Genomic DNA, 17,883 nt, shown 5'->3' on the forward strand with positions numbered 1-17,883 from the left:
ATCATTGATGAACTAAAAATAATATACAATTAAACAAAAAGTTAAAAGGAAGTATTGTGTCTGGCGTGAAAATAAGCTTTGTAGTGCCTGTTTTTAACAAAGAGGAGCATGTTAGAAATTGTTTAAATTCGCTAATATCTCAAGATTTTACTGACATTGAGATAATAGTTATAGACGATGGAAGTAGTGATAATACACCACAAATTTTAAAAGAGTATGAAGATAAAATAATATTAAAAACAAAGATCAATGCAGGCGTAAGTGCTGCCAGAAATGACGGTATATTGCTAGCTAAGGGAAAATACACTATTTGTATTGATGCTGATGATTACGTAGAAAAGGATTACGCTTCAAGCGTATATGATATTGCAGAGAGGTTTGAGGCAGATATAGTAATAACAGATGCATTTAAAATTTATGGTAATAAAAAAGCATATTTAAAAGACTTTGAGACAAAAGATGAATGCACTATAGATAAAGATGAGTATTTAAGGAGATTGCTTGCTTCAAAACATAATAAAGTCTTGCATAATACATGGAATAAAGCTATTAAAACAGAAATTTTAAAAGAAAATTTGTTTCCAGTTGGGATTACACAGGCTGAAGATTTTCATGCCTTAGTAAGAAATGTTATCGCTTCAAAGACTCTTGTAAAGCTAAATAGAGCGTTTTATAACTACAATATCGGAGAAAATAACACTAGTGGCTTTGAAAAGCTAAAAGCTGTAATGGATCATAAATTTGTCTATGAGGACATAATCTCAATTTTAAGAAATAAAAATTTAGCTCTTGAGATGGTGCCTGATCTAGAGTTTAGAAAAATCAAAAGTGCCTATATGCCAGCTATCTCATCAAGACCAAATTTGAAAAATAGCAGCTATGTAAAGGCGCTTGACCTTTTCTATGAGGATATTGATAGCATTATAAGTTCAGCTGGTTTTTCAAAGCTTAGACTAAAGCATAGAATTTTGCTCAAAATGCTAAAAAATGTAAAATCATACGAAAATGTATCAAAAATTTTAAAAATCTTTAATACAATAAATGGCTTTTTATCAAATAAAAAAATGAAAGAATTTAAAGAGTAAAAAATGATAAACATACTAGAGCTTGAAAGCTCTCTTGGATTTGGCGGGCAGGAGCACCGCACTCAGCGTGTGATAAATGGACTAGATAAGAGTAAATTTAAGGTTTTTTATGGATTAAACCCTGGCTCAAAAAGTCTTGAAAAGCAAATAGAGTGCGAATTTGTCGAGTTTAACCTTAAAAAATCTTTTAATATCTTTGAAATTTTAAAAATTTGCAAATTTGTAAAACAAAATAATATAAAAATCATCTCAACTCACTCAGGCAAAGATGGCACCATAGGCGCTATCGTGGGTAAAATTTGTGGCGTTAGTGTGGTTCGCACTAGACATTTACAACTACCTATAAGCTCTCCCATACCTTACAACCTAAGCACAAAAGTGGTCGGCGTTTGCAACTCAGTCTGTGCTGATCTTATAAAAAGAGGTGTCAAAAAAGAGAAAGTGCTAAAAATCTATACCGGCATCGACACGAAAAAATATACGCCAGAATTTAAGATAGACATGAAAAAAGAATTTGGCCTAAGTGACGACGTAGTAGGCGTTTGTATCGTGGCAGTGCTAAGAGCTGCTAAAAATCACAAGCTCTTAATCGATGCGTTTAGCGAGCTAAATTTAGAAAAATCAGCCCTTTTTATCGTGGGTGATGGTCCTCAAAATAAAAATTTACACGAGTATATAAAAGATAAGAAAAATATCTTCATGCTTGGCAACAGAACCGACGTGAGCGACTTTTTAGGCTCGCTTGATATCTGTGTGTTACCCTCAGACATGGAGGCTATCGGCGGGGCGCTACTTGAGGCATCTTCGTGCAAGCTAGCTACCATCGGAAGTGATGTGGGTGGTCTTGGCGAGGCGGTAAGCGACGGAAAGAGTGGATTTTTATTTCAAAATGGTGACAAAGAGGGGCTAAAAAAGGTGCTTGAAAGGCTTATTTTAGATGAAAATTTAAGAAAGCAGATGGGCGAGTTTGGCAGAGAGTATGTAAAAGAGACATTTAGCATCGAAAAAATGATAGAAAACACACAAAAATTATATATGGAGCTTGTAAAATGAGCGTACCAGTTTTGATGTATCACCACGTGCTTGAAAAGAGTGGATTTATCGCTAGCAGTGTGAATGAGTTTAGATCGCATATGAAATTTTTAGCCGAAAATGGCTATAAAACGCTAAGCATAAATGAATTTATCGCATACAAAAAGGGTGAGCTTGAAGTGCCCAAAAAGAGCGTTTGCATAACATTTGATGATGGCTGGATGGACAACTACATCTATGCCTATCCTATCGTGAAAGAATTTGGACTAAAAGCAAATATATTTATAATAACTGGCTGGATAGAAGCGGCGCAAAAGGCTCATGAGATGAGGCCTGCTAGCTTTTTAAACGTCGATCACAACGAGTGTAAGAAGCTTGCGCCAAGTAGGCCGCAAGATGTGATCTTAAATTTAGAGCAGATCGAGAAGATGAGTGAGTGCTTTAGCTTTCACTCGCATACGCACGGCCATTTTGATGGCTACTTTGGGCAGCTTAGCTTGGATGAGGAATTTGGCCTTTGTCGTGAGTTTATGAAGAAAAACTTTTGTTTTGAGGATGAAGCACTTTGCTGGCCAAGGGGTAAATATAATGATGAATACCTAAGTACTGCTAAAAAGCATGGCTACAAGGCATTTTTCACGACAAAACGTGGCATAAACAAGGCCGATGGCAACCTTGAAGAGATAAAACGCATAGTGACAAAACGCGACGAAAAGTGGCTTAAAAAGACCATGTTTATCTACCAAAATGACTTTCTAGGATCGATCTACGCAGCGATAAGGTCCTAGTGGGCTAAACTATTTAGTAAAAATTTTCTAGTTCTTTGCTAGATGTTTTTCGCAATATCTAGGAATTACTTGTGTTTAAATATTTCGTTTTATTGGTGATTTAAACTCTAATTTAAATTTATACTCAAGGCCCGTTAGATCAAGCTCCTTTTTATCTATATGCTTTTGAGTGTTGTCTGGATATTCGCTGGAGTTTCTTTTGTAAATTCCAGCGATTCTATCTTCTTCGTTCATGCTTAAAATACAGAGTATATCGCATTTGCTTATGCGCGTAAGAGGGTTGGCACTTGCGTAGATCACAACCTTTACAAATGGCATGATAAATTTAAAAAATGGCCTTAGCTCGTCTCTTTGATCACTCTTGATTTTTACTCTTGGGCGTATAAAAAAAAGATTTACACTCATCACTCCATCATCTATTACGGCGATCTGATATGGTTTAAAGTTACCAAAACCTTTGCGTCTTAGCTCTTTACCAAGTGTGCTTTTACCACTGCCGTGAAGTCCGGTAAGAGTGATAAGCACCCTTTTTTTTTCTTTTAAAATCTCTTTGCAAGCCTTATTTAACGCTTCAAACACTATTTGTAGCCCCTATTTCTAAAATCTGAGTAAATTTTGCCAATAAATGGAGTCGAATATATAAAAAGCTTTTTCTTAACCCTAAAAACGTAGTCATCATCGTTTTTTGAGCTGCTAGAGATATCTATACGTCTTATCTTAAATTTATCATCTCCCATGCAATATCCACCATCTATCACGCTAAAAGCAAAGTCATAATACTCTTTAACTATCCTTTGTGAAAGCTCATTAAAATGCCCTTTTGGAAAGCAAAAGCCAAATTCTTTTTTCTCTGGAAATAGCTCTTTTATCTTAGTAAGCGAGCTAAAAAACTCCTCTCTTAACCTTGCCTCATCGTCACTTTTACAAGAAAAGTGGCTCGCTGTGTGGCTATCAAACTCAAAAAGTCCGCTCTCTTGCATATGCCTAATCTCATCTAAATTTAAAAAATACTCTGCATCTTTATCGTAGTCGATATCTTTGTGCTGTTTAAACGAAAAATCATAATCCTGCCTTTTAAAATCCCTGATCTTATCTGTGATCAAAAAGCAAACAGCTGGGATATTTAGCTCTTTTAAGAGGGGAAAAGCAAATTTATAATTGTCAAAATATCCATCATCAAAAGTTAGTAAAATGCTCTTTTTATGAGCCTTTACTCTGCCAGCAACGATATCTTTAAACTGACCATAATTTATAAATTTATAGCCTTCGTCTAGTGCCGCTTGGAGTGATTTTTTTAAAAGTTCTGGGCTTATGGCAAAGTCATTTTTATTGTTGTTGCAGTGGTGCACTGTTAGTACGCAAACTGGGTTATTCATAGGCTCTCCAATAATCTCTTGATATATGTTTTTAGAATTTGTGTGTCGTAATTCTCTTTGACAAAGGTGCTAGCATTTTCTGCGCATTGTTTGGCCAGCTCGTCATTTTGTATGTACGCATTTATATTCTCCGCCATATCTTGCGCGTCTAAAAATTTAGCGCACTGCCCTCTATTCTCTGCGAGTAATTTATTCATAGGGGCAATATCAAAAGCGACTATTGGGCGAGATAGAACCATGGCCTCCAGTAAAGCCGTAGGAAGACCTTCTGTATGAGAAGGAAATGCGTAATAATCTATACCTTTTACTACGTTTGCTATATCGCTTCTAAAGTCAGTAAAGAGTAATTTTTCTCTCATTGCTTCATCAAAGATGCTTAAAATTTGATCTTTTGTATTTTTGTTGATATTTCCACCAAAAATGCCATATATATCACTGTTTTCTTGCATGAGAATTTTTAGCGCATTTGCAAATTCAAAAACACCTTTTTGGCGACTAAGTGAGGAAAACATGCCTACTGTTATCGCTTCTTTTGGGATGTTAAATTCTTCTTTGAATGTTGATCGCACCGCATTTAGAGCATCATAATCCACAAAAGTTGGGATAAAAAATATTTTTTCATCTTTTACACCTATTTTTTGTAAAACTTTTGTTACATTAGGACTCACACTTATGATCTTATCAAAAAGTGTAGTGTGCAAAAATTTACTTAAAAAGCCTCTTATCGGAAACTCATTGTGTCTTTCTCGTATAAATTTAACACCTTTTTTTCTGGTAAAAATTTTTGATATAGCAGCTACCCAGCTGTCTGTGGAGCCATTTGATATGACCACGTCTATATTTTCTTGCCATAAAATTTTACAAAGTATCGGCACTGTTTTGTGAAAATTCTTTTTATTCATCTCACATGCGATAACTTTAAAATTTTCTTTTCGAGCGCGTTTTAAAATTTCAGAATTTGGGTTGCAAAATAACATTACATTGTGACCCAGCTCTTGCGCCGAATGCATTTCGTTTATCACTTTATTTTGTTGTCCGCCCCAGTTATAAAGCGTCTCCGTGTGAAGTATATTCATCGCTCTAGTCCTAAATTTTGCTTTATTTTTGCTTTTATCTGTGGCATCTCGTCGCTAAAATCCATCAGCGTTTTTTCTACGCCATGCTCTTTTATGCCCTCTTTGTCACAAGGCACAAAGTCCCACTCCTTTTGATAGACGATGTGCTTGCCCATGCTTTGGATGCCATTTTGCGCTGTGTAGCCATTTTGCATCAAGCCATTATCCCATGGTCCCCATTCAAAAGCATTGCTTGGGCCAAAAAAGGCGATCACTGGCACGTCATTTGCTGCAGCTATGTGCATGATAGCAGTATCGACGCCGATAAAGAGACTTGAGCGCTTTGAGAGGGCGATCGTTTGTTTTAGGCTTAGCTTGCCGCCTAAATTTATAGGCTCACTTTTGCAAATTTTTAGCACGCCTGCAAGTTTTTCAAGTTCATTTTCTTTGTTGTCACTTGTTAGCACGACCTTTACGCTAAGCTCATTTTCGCAGTAGTCGATGAGCTCAGCCATGCTCTTGTCGTTTGCGCATTTAAACATCCAGCGGCTTGTTAGATGCACATGCACAAAGCGCTTTGGTAAATTTAGATGCTCCACGCTCTCGTCTGAAAAAACGCTCACTTTTTTGCTCACCGGCTCAAAGCCCAAAGCCCTTAGCGCATTTAAATTTAGATCAACCGTGTGGGAGAAATTTTCGTAGTATTTTGCTTTTACGCTTAAAAGCTTATTTATCGCCTTATGCTTGCCTAAAAAGCCAACTATCTTTTTGATCTTGGCGTACTTTGAGATGATGACGCCGCGGTCTCCAGTGGTCGTTTGCACCGCCATATCGTATTTCTCTTTTTTGATCACTCTTATAAATTTTAGCTCGGTAATTAGCTTTTTAAAAAAGCCAGAATTTGCACTTTGTCTATCGTAAATGTAGATTTTGTTTATATAAGGATTGCCTTCTATCATCGCTTCTGTCCCTTTATTTAGGGCAAAGTCGATGGTCGCATCTGGGTAGTAGTGGTGCAAATTTTCAATGAGCGGCGTTGTTAAAAGCACGTCGCCGATATTTCTAAATTTAATTACAAGTATTTTCATTTTATATATTTCCAAAATGTGTACTGGGCGTAAAGTCTAGCGATAACGTAGCCCGTAAGACCCTCTTTAAAGCCACCTTTTAGCACATAAAGCTTAAAAAATGTCCAAGCTGGGCTCGTAAGCGCCTTTAGTAAATTTCTTTTTGCGCCCATGCTTGAGTAGCGATTTTGCTTGGCGATAAACTGCTCGATACTCTCATACGCATAGTGCAAGAAGTGATTTTTAAGTGCTCCAAGCCTTTGTGAGCCATCATTTAAAACAACCTTTTCATGCACGGCTCTGCCATCAAATTTGGCAAAATTTTTATTAAAAAGCCTCACCGTGTAGTCTGGATATAGCCCCATGTTTTTTATCGCTTTGCCAAAGAAAAAATTTAGCCTAGCAACGTTGTAAGCCATAAATTTAGGCTCTTTTAGCATGCTAATGATCTCGTTTTTAAGCTCACACGTGATCACCTCGTCGCTATCAAGCACAAAGACCCACTCGTTTTTGGCTAGATCCACGCCCTTTTGCTTTTGTGCGCCAAATCCAAGCCAAGCTTGCTCGTGAAATTTCACACTGCTAAAGCCATCACAAATTTGCCTTGTGTTATCTCTTGAGCCGCTATCAACCACGATGATCTCATCAGCAAATTTAGCACTCTCTAACACCTCTTTTAGGTACTTTTCGCTATTAAAAGTCAAAATGACAACGCTTAGCATTTATACTCATTTTCGTAAAATCTCTTAAACCTTTGGTGAAACCAAAAGTACTCTTCTGGCCTTGCTCTAACCATCTCTTCGCACGCACTGCACTGCATCTGCGTTGCTTTTTGTACGGCATCTTCTTTGTCAAATGTGCTTATGTCGATAGGCTCTTCAAAGCAAATTTCGCTTAAATTTTCATCTTTTTGGTAGATAAATGCGTTTATGATTAAAGCATTTGTCTTTTGAGCCAGCACGCTTGCAGCCGGCGTGTGAAGCACATCTTTACCAAAAAATTTCACCTTTATACCCTCTTTTGGTGCCGTGTTTTGATCGACTAAAATTCCTACTATTCGCCTAGCCTTTAGCGCTTTTAATATATCTTTTGCGCCGCCATCTTTGTCTATTAGCTCCACGTCAAACTGCGATCTATTTGCCTTTAAAATTTTATCCATGACGCTGCTATCAAGCCTTCTGCCAAGCGCCGAAGAGGCTCCAAAGCGAGCTGCAACAGCAAGCCCAAATATTTCCCACTGCCCAAAATGCGCAGTCGTGACGATGATGGGCCTGCCAGACTTTATCGCGTCAAGTAAAAAGTGCTCATTTTTAAAAACAACTTGCTCTAGTATCTTTTGTTTTGTCGTGTTTTGATTGAGGATAAAATTTATACCAAGGTATTTTGCAAAGTTGTAGTAGCATTTTTTGGCGATTTCTAGCTTTTCTTCTTTGCTCTTTGTCTCGCCAAATGCAAGATTTAAATTTGTCATCACGATGTGAAATCTCTTTTTTTTAAGCCTCATAAACGCAAATGCCATAAATTTAGCAAGCAGGTTTTGAAGCGAGCAAGGCATTATAAATATAAGAAATTTTAAAGTGTAAAAGCCAGCTAGATATATCCTATCCATTTAGCAGCCTTTTTGCGAAATTTGCAACCGTTTCAGGGTAAATTTCTCTTATGCAAAAGTCGTTTTTGTCGATACTTCTAGCATCTATCTCCTTGCCCATATCAACAACAAGGTTTGTCTCCGTCACAAAAGCATTGCGGTGGCTTGGTCGGTTACCAAAAAGCGTGATAGAAGGCCTATTTACAGCCCATGCAAGGTGCGTTAGGCCACTATCATTGCCGATTACTAGATCGCAGCTTGCGATAAAATCTATCATATTTTTTATGCTTAGTTTTTCAAGCAGTTTTGCTTTGGTGCCTGAGATGATCGCCTCAGCCCTTGCTTTTTCGCTCTCACTCCCGTAGCAAAGGTAAATTTCACAATCATCAAGAAGTCTGATCACATCTTTAAATTTGTCATAAATTTTACTCTCTTCACTTGCAAAGGCAGCGATTAAAACGCGTTTTTTTCCGCTTTCATTTTTAATTTTTTTGCAAATTTCAAAGCAGGTCGATTTTTCTAAAATTTCACCTCTATCAAAGCCAAAATTTAGAGCATATCCAGCAAGGCTTAGGTTTCTAACTATGATATTTTCGTTGTAGTCGATCTTAAATTTATGCCTATAAAGCCTGGCTGCAATCTTTTCTTTGACGCTTTCTCTGCTAAAGCCGTAAATTTCTTTGCCAAGTAGTTTTGCGACGACAGCTGATTTGAAAAGTCCTTGCAAGTCGATGATCTTATCAAATTTGCCAAGCGTTTTTATGATCTTGTAGCTCTTTTTAAAGCTCTCTTTAAGCGGCAAAACGACTAGCTCGTCGATTAGGGGATGATCTTTTAAAAGGCTTGCAAAACGGGCATCAACAAGCCACGTGATGTGAGCATTTGGGCAGTGCTTTTTGATAAACTGAAGCACGATGGCTGCGTGCACGATGTCCCCAAGAGCGGAGAGCTTGACGATGGCTATTTTTAGCTGATTTTTATCTTGCATTGGCTACTTTAAATATAAATTTTTGGTATGATTTTAAAAAAAAATGCTTAAAAAAGGGCTAAAATGGCAAAAAGTTACATCTGCGTCTTTGACTGCGAGACGATACCTGATGCAAATTTGATAAGAAAAATTTACGGCATTGACGGAAGCGACGAAGATGTGAGTGTGCAGGCGATGGCCTTGCAAAAAGAGGCCAGTGGCAGCGACTTTTTGCCTGTGATGTTTCATAGAGTTGTGGCGATCTCAGCAGTGATGGCCGATGAGTACGGCAAATTTTTAAAAGTTAGCACGATGGAGGGCAAGGACGAGCGCGAGATCATCGCTAAATTTTTAAAATTTATAAATGACTATAACCCAAGGCTTGTTAGCTTTAATGGTCGCGGCTTTGACCTGCCAATGCTAATGGTACGTGCGATGCGATACAACCTAAATGCGGCGGCTTACTACGAGAGCGAAAATAAAGAGCTAAACAAAAATAAATGGGAAAATTATAGAGCTAGATATTCGCCTAAATTTCACCTTGATCTGCTTGATTTTATAAGCGATTTTGGAAGTGTTAGAGGGCTAAAGCTTGATACGCTTTGTACTAGCTTAAATTTACCTGGCAAATACGACGTGCACGGCGATCAGGTGCTTGAGCTTTACTACGCAGGCGAGCTTGATAAGATAAACGAATACTGCGAAAGTGACGTGCTTAACACCTACTGGCTCTTTTTGAAATTTGAGCTTTTGCAGGCAAATATCTTGCAAGATGACTACATAAATCACCTAAATGTGATGAGTGAATTTCTAGCCAAAAACTGCGCTCACAGGGGATACACTGAGGTCTTTTGTGCCGCGATAAGCGACGAGCTAGCAAGGCTATCTGGCAAGCTAGACTACGAGATAAAGGTAGATAAAGAGGCTTTGGAATTTAGTGAATTTGATGAGGTAAGGCCGATTAGCAAAGAGGAGCTAAACCGCGATATGCTGGGCGGTCTGCTTAAAAAAGCAAGCGATCTAAAGCCAAAAGAGCCAAAGAGCAAGACACTTTTTGAAGAGAAAGTGCCTGAGATAAATTTAGACGACGAATAAGCCAAAATGAAAGGAAAAATATGAAAATTTTAGTAACTGGAACAGCTGGATTTATAGGATTTCACCTTGCAAATGCCCTTGTGGCACGTGGAGATGAGGTCGTTGGATATGACGTGATAAATGACTATTACGACGTAAATTTAAAGCTTGCACGCCTAAAAACGGCTGGTTTTGACGTGAGCGAGATAGACTATGGCAAGCTTATCATCTCAAAAACTCATCCAAATTTAAAATTTATAAAAGCCGACCTTGCTGATGAAAAGACGATGAAAGAGCTTTTTGTTAAAGAAAAATTTGACGTAGTGGTAAATTTAGCCGCACAAGCTGGCGTTCGCTACTCGCTCATAAACCCAAAAGCCTACATCGACAGCAACATCACAGGCTTTATGAACATCCTCGAGTGCTGCCGCCACAATGAGGTCAAAAATTTAGTCTATGCAAGCTCTAGCTCGGTTTACGGCCTAAATGAAAACATGCCATTTTCTACACACGAAGCGGTCAATCACCCTATAAGCCTCTATGCAGCGACTAAAAAGAGCAACGAGATGATGGCGCACACTTATAGCCATCTATTTAACGTGCCAACGACTGGACTTCGCTTTTTTACGGTTTATGGACCATGGGGACGCCCTGATATGGCGCTATTTTTGTTTGTTGATGCGGCACTTAAAGATAAAACCATCGACGTCTTTAACTACGGCAAGATGAAGCGCGACTTTACCTACGTGGACGACATCGTAAAGGGCATCATCAAATGCATCGACAACCCTGCTAAGCCAAATCCAAATTGGGACGCAAAGCACCCAGACCCTGCCACTTCAAAAGCGCCGTTTAAGGTTTATAATATCGGCAACAACAGCCCAGTTGAGCTCATGGACTACATCAAAGCAGTTGAGATAAAGATCGGCCGTGAGATCAAGAAAAATTTTCTCCCACTTCAAGCAGGCGATGTGCCAGCGACATTTGCTGATGTGAGTGACTTGGTGGCTGACTTTGACTACAAGCCAAATACAAAAGTAAATGACGGCGTGGCTAAATTTGTCGAGTGGTATAGCGAGTTTTACGGGATCAAAATTTAAATGAGACGTTGCGAGTGGGCCAAGGGCGAGCTTGACATAGCCTACCACGACAATGAGTGGGGCAAGGTCATAAAAGATGATAGAAAATTTTTTGAAATGATAGTTTTAGAGGGCTTTCAAGCGGGACTTTCGTGGCATGGGGTGCTTCAAAAAAGAGAGGCTATGAGAGCGGCGTTTGACAGCTTTGATCCTGAAAAGATCAAGCTTTATGGCGAGGCTGAGATAGCTAAATTTATGCAAAACGATGGGCTGATACGCAATAGACTAAAACTAAAATCGCTTGCCACAAATGCCCTTGCATTTTTATCCGTAACTCAAGAATTTGGCAGCTTTTATGACTATTTGTGGGGGCATCTGCTAAAGAAATTTGACCCCAAATTTGACGGCAAACAGATCATCAATCACTATCAAAATATCAAGCAAGTGCCAGTAACCACGCCGATGTCTGACTTTGTGGCAAAGGAGCTAAAAAAGCGAGGGTTTAAGTTTCTAGGCTCTGTTAGCACCTATGCCTTTTTGCAAAGCGTGGGCGTGTTGGATGATCATATGGACTATTGTTTTTGTAAGGCAAAAGGCTGATTAGGATAGTTTTTGCACTTTTGGTGCTTTTAAATTTTGCATTTTCTCTTGAACTATTACGCCTTAGCGAATTTAAAGATCAAAACGTCTCAGGCTGGCTAGCTAGCGAGAAGCTTGATGGTGTGCGTGCCTACTGGGACGGAGAGAATTTGCTCTCAAGGCAGGGCAAAAAGCTAAATGCACCACTAAGTTTTACTAAAAATTTCCCTAAATTTGCACTTGATGGTGAGCTTTACGCAAAGGAGCTTAAATTTGAAGAGATTCAAGCAAGCGTGATGGATAAGCTGCCAGATGAAAAGGCGTGGAGCAGGCTTAAATTTCACATTTTTGACGTGCCAGAGGCAAGTGGTGGCTTGCTTGCTAGGCTTGAAGTTTTGGCTAAATTTCTAAAAAATGAGCCAAATGACAATTTGATCATCATAAAGCAGATAAAAATGCGCGATAACGCTCAGTTTTTAAAATTTGCTGAAAGTATCATCGCAAAAGGCGGCGAGGGGGCAGTCGTGCGTGAGCCAAATGCGCCATACGAGCGAAAACGAAGTAAAAATGCGCTCAAATTTAAGAAATTTAAAGACGCCGAGTGTGAGGTTATTGCTATAAATAAAGGTAGCGGCAAATACGCTAATCTTGCTGGCTCGCTCACCTGTAAGGCGCTTGGCGGCAAAGATGATAAAGAAAAAGCTGGCGAGCCAAAAGAGGGCACTATCTTTAAAATAGGCTCAGGACTAAGCGATAAAGACCGTCAAGATCCCCCAAAGATAGGCTCTATCATCACATATAAATTTCAAAATTTAACCTCTAATGGCAAGCCAAGATTTCCCATATTTTTAAGGGTTAGAGAGGATTAAATTTCATCCGCGATCTCTTTTAACGCCCTAAAAGAGCTAAGCTGCGCCTCCTCATCAAAGATGAAGCTTTGAGCCATGATCTCATCGACTTCAAGTCTATTTTGAAACTCTAAAATTTGCTCTTTAACGCTTTGTTTTGAGCCTATAAAAGAGCACGCCATCATCTCTTCCGTGACGCTTCTTTCTCTATTTTTTAGCTCTATTTGCCTAAAGTCAATCGGTCCAAAATGCGGAGCCTGTGCGCCTACCTTGCCACTTATGGCAAAGACCTCGTCGTTGTCCTTTTTTGGTGGCTGCAAATACTCTTTTTCGCCAGTGACCACGTTTAAGAAAAACTGCGTTTGTGTAGTGGCTAAACTCTTTGCTAGCTCGTCAGTCTGGGCTATTATCACATTTGCTCCTGCGATGACATAGGGCGCTTTTAAAAAGGGCGATGGTTTGAAATTTTGACGATAAATTTCTACCGCTTTTTCTAGTGCACGTGGTGCAAAGTGCGACGCAAAGGCGTAAGGCAGGCCAAACTCAGCCGCCACGTATGCGCTATATATGCTTGAGCCAAGTATGTAAATAGGCGGAAATTTTTCAATTTTTGGATAGGCTTTTACGGCTCTTTTGGCGTTAAAATAGTCCATTAGCTCGTTTATCTGCATGTTAAATTCCACCTCTCTTGCGCCTCGTCTAAGCACTGCAGCCGTCTCTTGGTCGGTCCCTGGAGCTCTGCCTAGCCCAAGATCGACGCGGTTTGGATATAGCGTCTCAAGAGTAGCGTACTGCTCGGCGATGGAGTATGGGCTGTGGTTTGGTAGCATCACGCCGCCAGAGCCCACACGCAAGCTTTTTGTATGCTCTAAGATGTGTGCGATGATGAGCTGCGTGGCTGAGCTAGCTAAGTTTTTCATATTGTGATGCTCTGCGACCCAGTAGCGCTTTATACCGATATCTTCGGAAAATTTAGCCAGTCTGACGGCCGCATCTATGGCAGTTTTTGCGTCACCGCCTTGTTTTATCGGTAGTAAATTTAATATTGAGAGATCCATTTTTTATCCTTTTTTGTAGATGAGGGATTATAAAGATTAAATTTAAAATAAATTGTAAGTCTATTTTAAATTTCTAAAGATAGATATCCATTTTGCAGCTTTTAGGCAAAATTTAAAAACTAACCTTGCTTTACTTTTGCTTTACTCTATTTTTGATAAAATTAACCACTTTTTTATGAAAGGCTTAAACTTGAAGATTTTAGTAACAGGTGGAGCTGGATATATCGGCAGCCACGTAGTAAAAGCACTTTTAAAGCAAGGCAAAGATGAGATAACCATCATCGACAATCTCTGCAAGGGCTCACAAAAAGCACTTGAGGCACTTCAAAAGATAGGAAATTTTAAATTTATAAATGCAAATTTAGAAGATGATTTGAGCGAAATTTTTGCAAATGGCAAATTTGATGCGATCATTCATTTTGCAGCGTTTATCGAGGTCTTTGAGAGTATGAGCGAGCCGCTAAAATACTATCTAAACAATACCGCAAACGTCGCAAGAGTGCTAAAATACGCAAAAACTTATAACGTAAATAAATTTATATTTAGCTCAACTGCTGCAGTTTATGGCGAGCCAGACGTGGCGGAGGTGAGCGAAACGACAGCTACAAATCCGATAAATCCATACGGCAGAAGCAAGCTAATGAGCGAGCAGATCATCAAAGACTACGCTGCGTCAAATGAAAATTTCAAATTTGCGATTTTGCGCTATTTTAACGTCGCAGGCGCAGACGAAGAGGGACTTATCGGTCAAAACTATCCAAACGCCACGCACCTTATCAAAGTAGCCGTGCAAACAGCCCTTGGCAAGCGCGATAGCATGGGTATCTTTGGCGATGACTACGCGACAAAAGATGGCACATGCGTTAGAGACTACATCCACGTTAGCGACCTAGCAGACGCCCATATAAGCGCGCTGGAGTATATCGGCCAAAATGGCAGCGAAACTTTTAATGTGGGATATGGCAGGGGATTTAGCGTAAAAGAGGTGATCGAAACCGCAAAAAAAGTAAGCGGAGTAAATTTCAAGGTGCAAAACGCGCCAAGAAGAGACGGCGACCCGGCTATTCTTATCTCAAACGCAAGCAAACTGCGCTCGCTAACTAGCTGGAAGCCAAAAAGAGACGATCTAGCGCTCATCATAAAAACCGCCCTTGAGTGGGAAAAGAGAATTTAGGGGAAAACATGAAAATAGCAGTAATTGGAACCGGATATGTTGGACTAGTAAGTGGTGCGTGTTTTGCCAAAATGGGCAACAGCGTCATCTGTGTCGATGTCGATAGCAAAAAGATCGAGGCGCTAAAAAACGGCGTCGTGCCTATATATGAGCCAGGACTTGCTGATATAGTGAGTGAGTGCTACAAAAACGGCTCGCTTAAATTTAGCACTCAGATAACCGAGGCGCTAGAGCATGCAGATGCGCTATTTATCGCAGTTGGCACGCCTATGGGTGCTGATGGGCAGGCGGATTTGAAATATGTCCTCTCAGTTGCGAAATCTATCGGAGAAAATTTAAGCAAACCGCTAATCGTAGTCGATAAATCAACCGTTCCAGTGGGTACTGGAGCTAAGGTGCATGAGGTGATCGAGGCTGAGCTTAAAAAGAGAAATGTAGAGGTTAAATTTGAAGTCGTCTCAAACCCAGAGTTTTTAAAAGAGGGCGCGGCGGTTGAGGACTTTTTAAAGCCAGACCGCGTTGTTATCGGAGCTAGCAGCGAGTGGGGCTTTAGCGTGATGAGAGAGCTTTATGAGCCATTTATGAAAAATCATGACAGGCTCATTTGCATGGACGTAAAATCAGCCGAGATGACAAAATACGCTGCAAATTCGATGCTGGCAACCAAAATAAGCTTTATAAACGAGATAGCAAATATCTGCGAACGAGTGGGTGCTGATGTAAATTTAGTTAGAAAAGGTATCGGCAGCGACTCAAGGATCGGATATAGCTTTATATATCCTGGCTGCGGATATGGTGGTAGCTGCTTTCCAAAAGACGTCGAGGCACTCATCTACACAGCTAGACAAAATGGCTTTGAGCCAGAGCTTTTAAACGCGGTCGAGTCAAGAAATAAGGCACAAAAAAGGGTGCTATTTGAGAAAATTTATAACTTCTTTGGCGGCAACCTAAAGGGTAAGACGATCGCACTTTGGGGGCTTGCGTTTAAGCCAAATACCGATGATATGAGAGAGGCTAGCTCACTAACTTTGATAAGGCTTTTAGACGAGGCTGGCGCAAAAGTGGTCGCTTACGATCCAAAAGCGAGCGAAGAAGCTAAAAAATATATGCCAAATTTAGATGTGAAATACGCTAAAAACAAGTATGACGCTCTTGATAACGCCGATGCTATGGTGCTTGTGACTGAGTGGAGTGAGTTTAGATCGCCTGATTTTATGGAGATCAAAGAGAGGCTAAAAAATGCTGTCATATTTGACGGACGCAACCAGTATAACGCTAGAGTTTTAGCCGAGCATGGCTTTAAATACTTCCAAATAGGCGTCAAAGCGTGAAGCAAATTTTGTCTTTTTTCGCAGCTTGCTTGCTGCCTTTTACGCTCTTAGCTAGCGAAACGGCAGGTAAAAACAAAGCAAAGATGCAAGAGCAGGTTTTTGAGCTACCTATCTCAAAGATGCCGAATGATTATTTTAAATATGAAGTTGCATTTTTTAAAGAGATGCAAACGGATTGCGAATGTGCTATGCTAGAGGGCGGACATTTAGATAAAAAAGAGGATAAAAGCGGGGTTCGTTATGAATTTAATGCAGACGATAAACCGCTTAAGCCTTGTAACGGCAAAAAGAAAAAGAGGCAAATTTATTATGAATTTACTCAAATTTTGCCTGGCGCTAGCCCCATAAGGATCGTAACTCCGCAAGGTGTAGGCGCAGAGATAAGAATTTATGAACGTATAAAAACGATAAAACCAAAAATTTTAAAAAGGAAAGAGAAATGAAAATAGCAGTAGTAGGACTTGGCTATGTGGGACTTCCACTAGCAGCAGCTTTTAGTGAAAAGTACGAAGTAGTAGGCTTTGACGTAAATGCAAAACGTATAGAAGAGCTTAAGAGTGGCTATGATAGAACGCTTGAGCTTAGCAACGAGCAGATGAAAAAAGCGATCGATAATGGCATGAAATTTAGCCTAAATTTAGATGACATCAGAAGCTGCAACTTCTTCATCGTAACCGTCCCAACTCCGATAGATAAGAACAAACGCCCTGATCTAACCCCAGTGGTAAAAGCGACCCAGAGCGTGGCAAAAGTGCTTAAAAAAGGTGACATCGTCGTCTATGAAAGCACCGTTTATCCAGGCGTTACAGAAGAAATTTGCGTGCCACTTCTTGAAGAGAGCGGACTTAAATTTAATAAAGACTTCTTCTGCGGCTACTCTCCAGAGCGCATAAACCCAGGTGACAAAGAACACACTGTTACAAAGATCAAAAAGATAACAAGTGGCTCAACTCCAGAGATCGCTGACAAGGTCGATGAAATTTACCGCTCTATCATCACAGCTGGCACTCACAAAGCTTCAAGCATCAAAGTAGCAGAGGCTGCAAAGGTCATCGAAAACACCCAACGCGACATCAACATCGCCTTTATAAACGAGCTTGCGATGCTCTTTGAAAAGCTTCACATCAATACTATCGACGTTTTAGAGGCGGCTGGTACTAAGTGGAATTTCTTAAATTTCCGCCCAGGTCTAGTCGGCGGTCACTGCATCGGCGTAGATCCATACTACCTAACTCACAAAGCTCAAGAAGTGGGCTACAACCCTGAAATGATCCTAGCAGGTCGCCGCATCAACGATGATATGGGCAGATACGCAGCTGATCAAGTGATAAAACTAATGATAAGAAAAGGTGTGCTTATTAATAAAGCACGCGTGCTTGTTCTTGGCATGACATTTAAAGAGAACTGCCCAGACATAAGAAACTCTCGCGTTATAGACGTGGTTGATGAGCTAAAAGACTTTGGCTGCAAGGTCGATGTGACCGACCCTTGGGCTGATAGCGCTGAGGTAAAACACGAGTACGGCTTTGATCTAGTAAAAGAGTATAACCTAGACGACTACGACTGCATCGTGATCGCCGTAGCTCACAATGAATTTAAAAAGCTCAACCTAAAGGGCCACTTGGTTTATGATATAAAAAATATCTACCCAGAGGCTGACGCTAGGCTGTAAGTGAGCGTTAAATTTAAAATTTACTTAGTTGCCTTGCCATCTGGCTTGGCGGCTAAAATTTATGGTTTTTTCTTTTTAAATTTAGCTTTTGGGCTAAATTTCAAAGGTTA

At 39.9% G+C, this 17,883-nt stretch carries 19 protein-coding genes; 11 read left to right on the forward strand and 8 right to left on the reverse strand.

Annotated features, from left to right (window positions below; translation table 11 throughout):
* Nucleotides 1-56 precede the first annotated feature (56 nt).
* From CYP26_RS04605 to CYP26_RS04615, 3 genes are read left to right on the forward strand one after another with little or no spacing between them, the layout of a single operon-like run.
* Nucleotides 57-1,085, forward strand: a complete 1,029-nt coding sequence (locus CYP26_RS04605) for a glycosyltransferase family 2 protein (RefSeq protein ID WP_181000862.1) — start codon at nucleotides 57-59, stop codon at nucleotides 1,083-1,085.
* A 3-nt stretch (nucleotides 1,086-1,088) separates the two neighbouring features.
* Nucleotides 1,089-2,138, forward strand: a complete 1,050-nt coding sequence (locus CYP26_RS04610) for a glycosyltransferase (protein ID WP_103630553.1) — start codon at nucleotides 1,089-1,091, stop codon at nucleotides 2,136-2,138.
* Nucleotides 2,135-2,905 (forward strand): polysaccharide deacetylase family protein, encoded by a 771-nt coding sequence (locus tag CYP26_RS04615; protein WP_103630554.1) that lies wholly within the window; start codon nucleotides 2,135-2,137, stop codon nucleotides 2,903-2,905. Before CYP26_RS04610 ends, CYP26_RS04615 begins: the two co-directional genes overlap by 4 nt.
* Nucleotides 2,906-2,980: 75 nt before the next feature.
* On the opposite strand, the gene CYP26_RS04620 is transcribed toward CYP26_RS04615, so the two are convergent.
* The 7 genes from CYP26_RS04620 to waaC are packed head-to-tail and all read right to left on the reverse strand — an operon-like array spanning nucleotide 2,981 to nucleotide 8,979.
* The gene (locus CYP26_RS04620; RefSeq protein ID WP_103630555.1) at nucleotides 2,981-3,484 is read right to left on the reverse strand and encodes a hypothetical protein; all 504 of its coding nucleotides are present in this window, start codon (nucleotides 3,482-3,484) and stop codon (nucleotides 2,981-2,983) included.
* Complete coding sequence (locus CYP26_RS04625; protein WP_103630556.1) at nucleotides 3,484-4,281, reverse strand: polysaccharide deacetylase family protein; 798 nt, start codon at nucleotides 4,279-4,281, stop codon at nucleotides 3,484-3,486. The genes CYP26_RS04620 and CYP26_RS04625 overlap by 1 nt, the downstream gene beginning before the upstream one ends.
* Complete coding sequence (locus CYP26_RS04630) at nucleotides 4,278-5,357, reverse strand: glycosyltransferase family 4 protein (protein ID WP_103630557.1); 1,080 nt, start codon at nucleotides 5,355-5,357, stop codon at nucleotides 4,278-4,280. Before CYP26_RS04630 ends, CYP26_RS04625 begins: the two co-directional genes overlap by 4 nt.
* On the reverse strand, nucleotides 5,354-6,424 hold the full coding sequence (gene rfaQ, locus CYP26_RS04635) for a putative lipopolysaccharide heptosyltransferase III (RefSeq protein WP_103630558.1): 1,071 nt from the start codon (nucleotides 6,422-6,424) through the stop codon (nucleotides 5,354-5,356). The genes CYP26_RS04630 and rfaQ overlap by 4 nt, the downstream gene beginning before the upstream one ends.
* Nucleotides 6,421-7,125: a glycosyltransferase family 2 protein gene (locus CYP26_RS04640; protein WP_103630559.1), complete on the reverse strand. Its 705-nt coding sequence runs from the start codon at nucleotides 7,123-7,125 to the stop codon at nucleotides 6,421-6,423. The genes rfaQ and CYP26_RS04640 overlap by 4 nt, the downstream gene beginning before the upstream one ends.
* Nucleotides 7,119-8,012 carry a lipid A biosynthesis lauroyl acyltransferase gene (locus tag CYP26_RS04645; RefSeq protein ID WP_103630560.1) on the reverse strand — a complete coding sequence of 298 codons (894 nt, stop codon included), beginning with the start codon at nucleotides 8,010-8,012 and terminating at the stop codon, nucleotides 7,119-7,121. Before CYP26_RS04645 ends, CYP26_RS04640 begins: the two co-directional genes overlap by 7 nt.
* Nucleotides 8,005-8,979 carry a lipopolysaccharide heptosyltransferase I gene (gene waaC, locus CYP26_RS04650; protein ID WP_103630561.1) on the reverse strand — a complete coding sequence of 325 codons (975 nt, stop codon included), beginning with the start codon at nucleotides 8,977-8,979 and terminating at the stop codon, nucleotides 8,005-8,007. Before waaC ends, CYP26_RS04645 begins: the two co-directional genes overlap by 8 nt.
* Nucleotides 8,980-9,042: 63 nt before the next feature.
* Here waaC and CYP26_RS04655 point away from each other — a divergent pair, with 63 nt between their 5' ends.
* From CYP26_RS04655 to CYP26_RS04670, 4 genes are read left to right on the forward strand one after another with little or no spacing between them, the layout of a single operon-like run.
* A complete protein-coding gene (locus CYP26_RS04655) occupies nucleotides 9,043-10,053 on the forward strand; it encodes a 3'-5' exonuclease (protein WP_103630562.1) in 1,011 nt (336 codons plus the stop codon).
* Nucleotides 10,054-10,073: 20 nt separating this feature from the next.
* Nucleotides 10,074-11,132, forward strand: coding sequence for an NAD-dependent epimerase (locus CYP26_RS04660; protein WP_103630563.1), 1,059 nt, complete (start codon nucleotides 10,074-10,076; stop codon nucleotides 11,130-11,132).
* Nucleotides 11,133-11,711 carry a DNA-3-methyladenine glycosylase I gene (locus CYP26_RS04665; protein ID WP_103630564.1) on the forward strand — a complete coding sequence of 193 codons (579 nt, stop codon included), beginning with the start codon at nucleotides 11,133-11,135 and terminating at the stop codon, nucleotides 11,709-11,711. It begins immediately after the preceding gene.
* 20 nt (nucleotides 11,712-11,731) lie between these two features.
* Nucleotides 11,732-12,559: a DNA ligase gene (locus CYP26_RS04670; RefSeq protein WP_258031418.1), complete on the forward strand. Its 828-nt coding sequence runs from the start codon at nucleotides 11,732-11,734 to the stop codon at nucleotides 12,557-12,559.
* On the opposite strand, the gene CYP26_RS04675 is transcribed toward CYP26_RS04670, so the two are convergent.
* Nucleotides 12,556-13,596 carry an LLM class flavin-dependent oxidoreductase gene (locus CYP26_RS04675; protein WP_103630566.1) on the reverse strand — a complete coding sequence of 347 codons (1,041 nt, stop codon included), beginning with the start codon at nucleotides 13,594-13,596 and terminating at the stop codon, nucleotides 12,556-12,558. The two genes, CYP26_RS04670 and CYP26_RS04675, sit on opposite strands and share 4 nt — an antisense overlap.
* 190 nt (nucleotides 13,597-13,786) lie before the next feature.
* Here CYP26_RS04675 and galE point away from each other — a divergent pair, with 190 nt between their 5' ends.
* From galE to CYP26_RS04695, 4 genes are read left to right on the forward strand one after another with little or no spacing between them, the layout of a single operon-like run.
* Nucleotides 13,787-14,770: a UDP-glucose 4-epimerase GalE gene (gene galE, locus CYP26_RS04680; RefSeq protein ID WP_103630567.1), complete on the forward strand. Its 984-nt coding sequence runs from the start codon at nucleotides 13,787-13,789 to the stop codon at nucleotides 14,768-14,770.
* A gap of 8 nt (nucleotides 14,771-14,778) precedes the next feature.
* The gene (locus tag CYP26_RS04685; protein WP_103630568.1) at nucleotides 14,779-16,101 is read left to right on the forward strand and encodes a UDP-glucose dehydrogenase family protein; all 1,323 of its coding nucleotides are present in this window, start codon (nucleotides 14,779-14,781) and stop codon (nucleotides 16,099-16,101) included.
* Entirely contained in the window at nucleotides 16,098-16,544 is a 447-nt protein-coding gene (locus tag CYP26_RS04690) for an ecotin (RefSeq protein ID WP_103630569.1), read from the forward strand. The genes CYP26_RS04685 and CYP26_RS04690 overlap by 4 nt, the downstream gene beginning before the upstream one ends.
* On the forward strand, nucleotides 16,541-17,773 hold the full coding sequence (locus CYP26_RS04695; RefSeq protein WP_103571625.1) for a nucleotide sugar dehydrogenase: 1,233 nt from the start codon (nucleotides 16,541-16,543) through the stop codon (nucleotides 17,771-17,773). The genes CYP26_RS04690 and CYP26_RS04695 overlap by 4 nt, the downstream gene beginning before the upstream one ends.
* Nucleotides 17,774-17,883: the final 110 nt, after the last annotated feature.

This window comes from Campylobacter concisus, assembly GCF_002913225.1.
In the GTDB taxonomy this organism is placed as follows: domain Bacteria; phylum Campylobacterota; class Campylobacteria; order Campylobacterales; family Campylobacteraceae; genus Campylobacter_A; species Campylobacter_A concisus_J.

Bases quoted from the DNA above. Each gene is read 5' to 3' on its own strand.
- CYP26_RS04610 (WP_103630553.1), top strand. From the start codon at position 1,089: ATGATAAACATACTAGAGCTTGAAAGCTCTCTTGGATTTGGCGGGCAG.
- CYP26_RS04615 (WP_103630554.1), top strand. From the start codon at position 2,135: ATGAGCGTACCAGTTTTGATGTATCACCACGTGCTTGAAAAGAGTGGA.
- CYP26_RS04625 (WP_103630556.1), bottom strand. From the start codon at position 4,281: ATGAATAACCCAGTTTGCGTACTAACAGTGCACCACTGCAACAACAAT.
- CYP26_RS04630 (WP_103630557.1), bottom strand. From the start codon at position 5,357: ATGAATATACTTCACACGGAGACGCTTTATAACTGGGGCGGACAACAA.
- rfaQ (WP_103630558.1), bottom strand. From the start codon at position 6,424: ATGAAAATACTTGTAATTAAATTTAGAAATATCGGCGACGTGCTTTTA.
- CYP26_RS04640 (WP_103630559.1), bottom strand. From the start codon at position 7,125: ATGCTAAGCGTTGTCATTTTGACTTTTAATAGCGAAAAGTACCTAAAA.
- CYP26_RS04645 (WP_103630560.1), bottom strand. From the start codon at position 8,012: ATGGATAGGATATATCTAGCTGGCTTTTACACTTTAAAATTTCTTATA.
- waaC (WP_103630561.1), bottom strand. From the start codon at position 8,979: ATGCAAGATAAAAATCAGCTAAAAATAGCCATCGTCAAGCTCTCCGCT.
- CYP26_RS04655 (WP_103630562.1), top strand. From the start codon at position 9,043: ATGGCAAAAAGTTACATCTGCGTCTTTGACTGCGAGACGATACCTGAT.
- CYP26_RS04660 (WP_103630563.1), top strand. From the start codon at position 10,074: ATGAAAATTTTAGTAACTGGAACAGCTGGATTTATAGGATTTCACCTT.
- CYP26_RS04665 (WP_103630564.1), top strand. From the start codon at position 11,133: ATGAGACGTTGCGAGTGGGCCAAGGGCGAGCTTGACATAGCCTACCAC.
- CYP26_RS04675 (WP_103630566.1), bottom strand. From the start codon at position 13,596: ATGGATCTCTCAATATTAAATTTACTACCGATAAAACAAGGCGGTGAC.
- CYP26_RS04685 (WP_103630568.1), top strand. From the start codon at position 14,779: ATGAAAATAGCAGTAATTGGAACCGGATATGTTGGACTAGTAAGTGGT.
- CYP26_RS04695 (WP_103571625.1), top strand. From the start codon at position 16,541: ATGAAAATAGCAGTAGTAGGACTTGGCTATGTGGGACTTCCACTAGCA.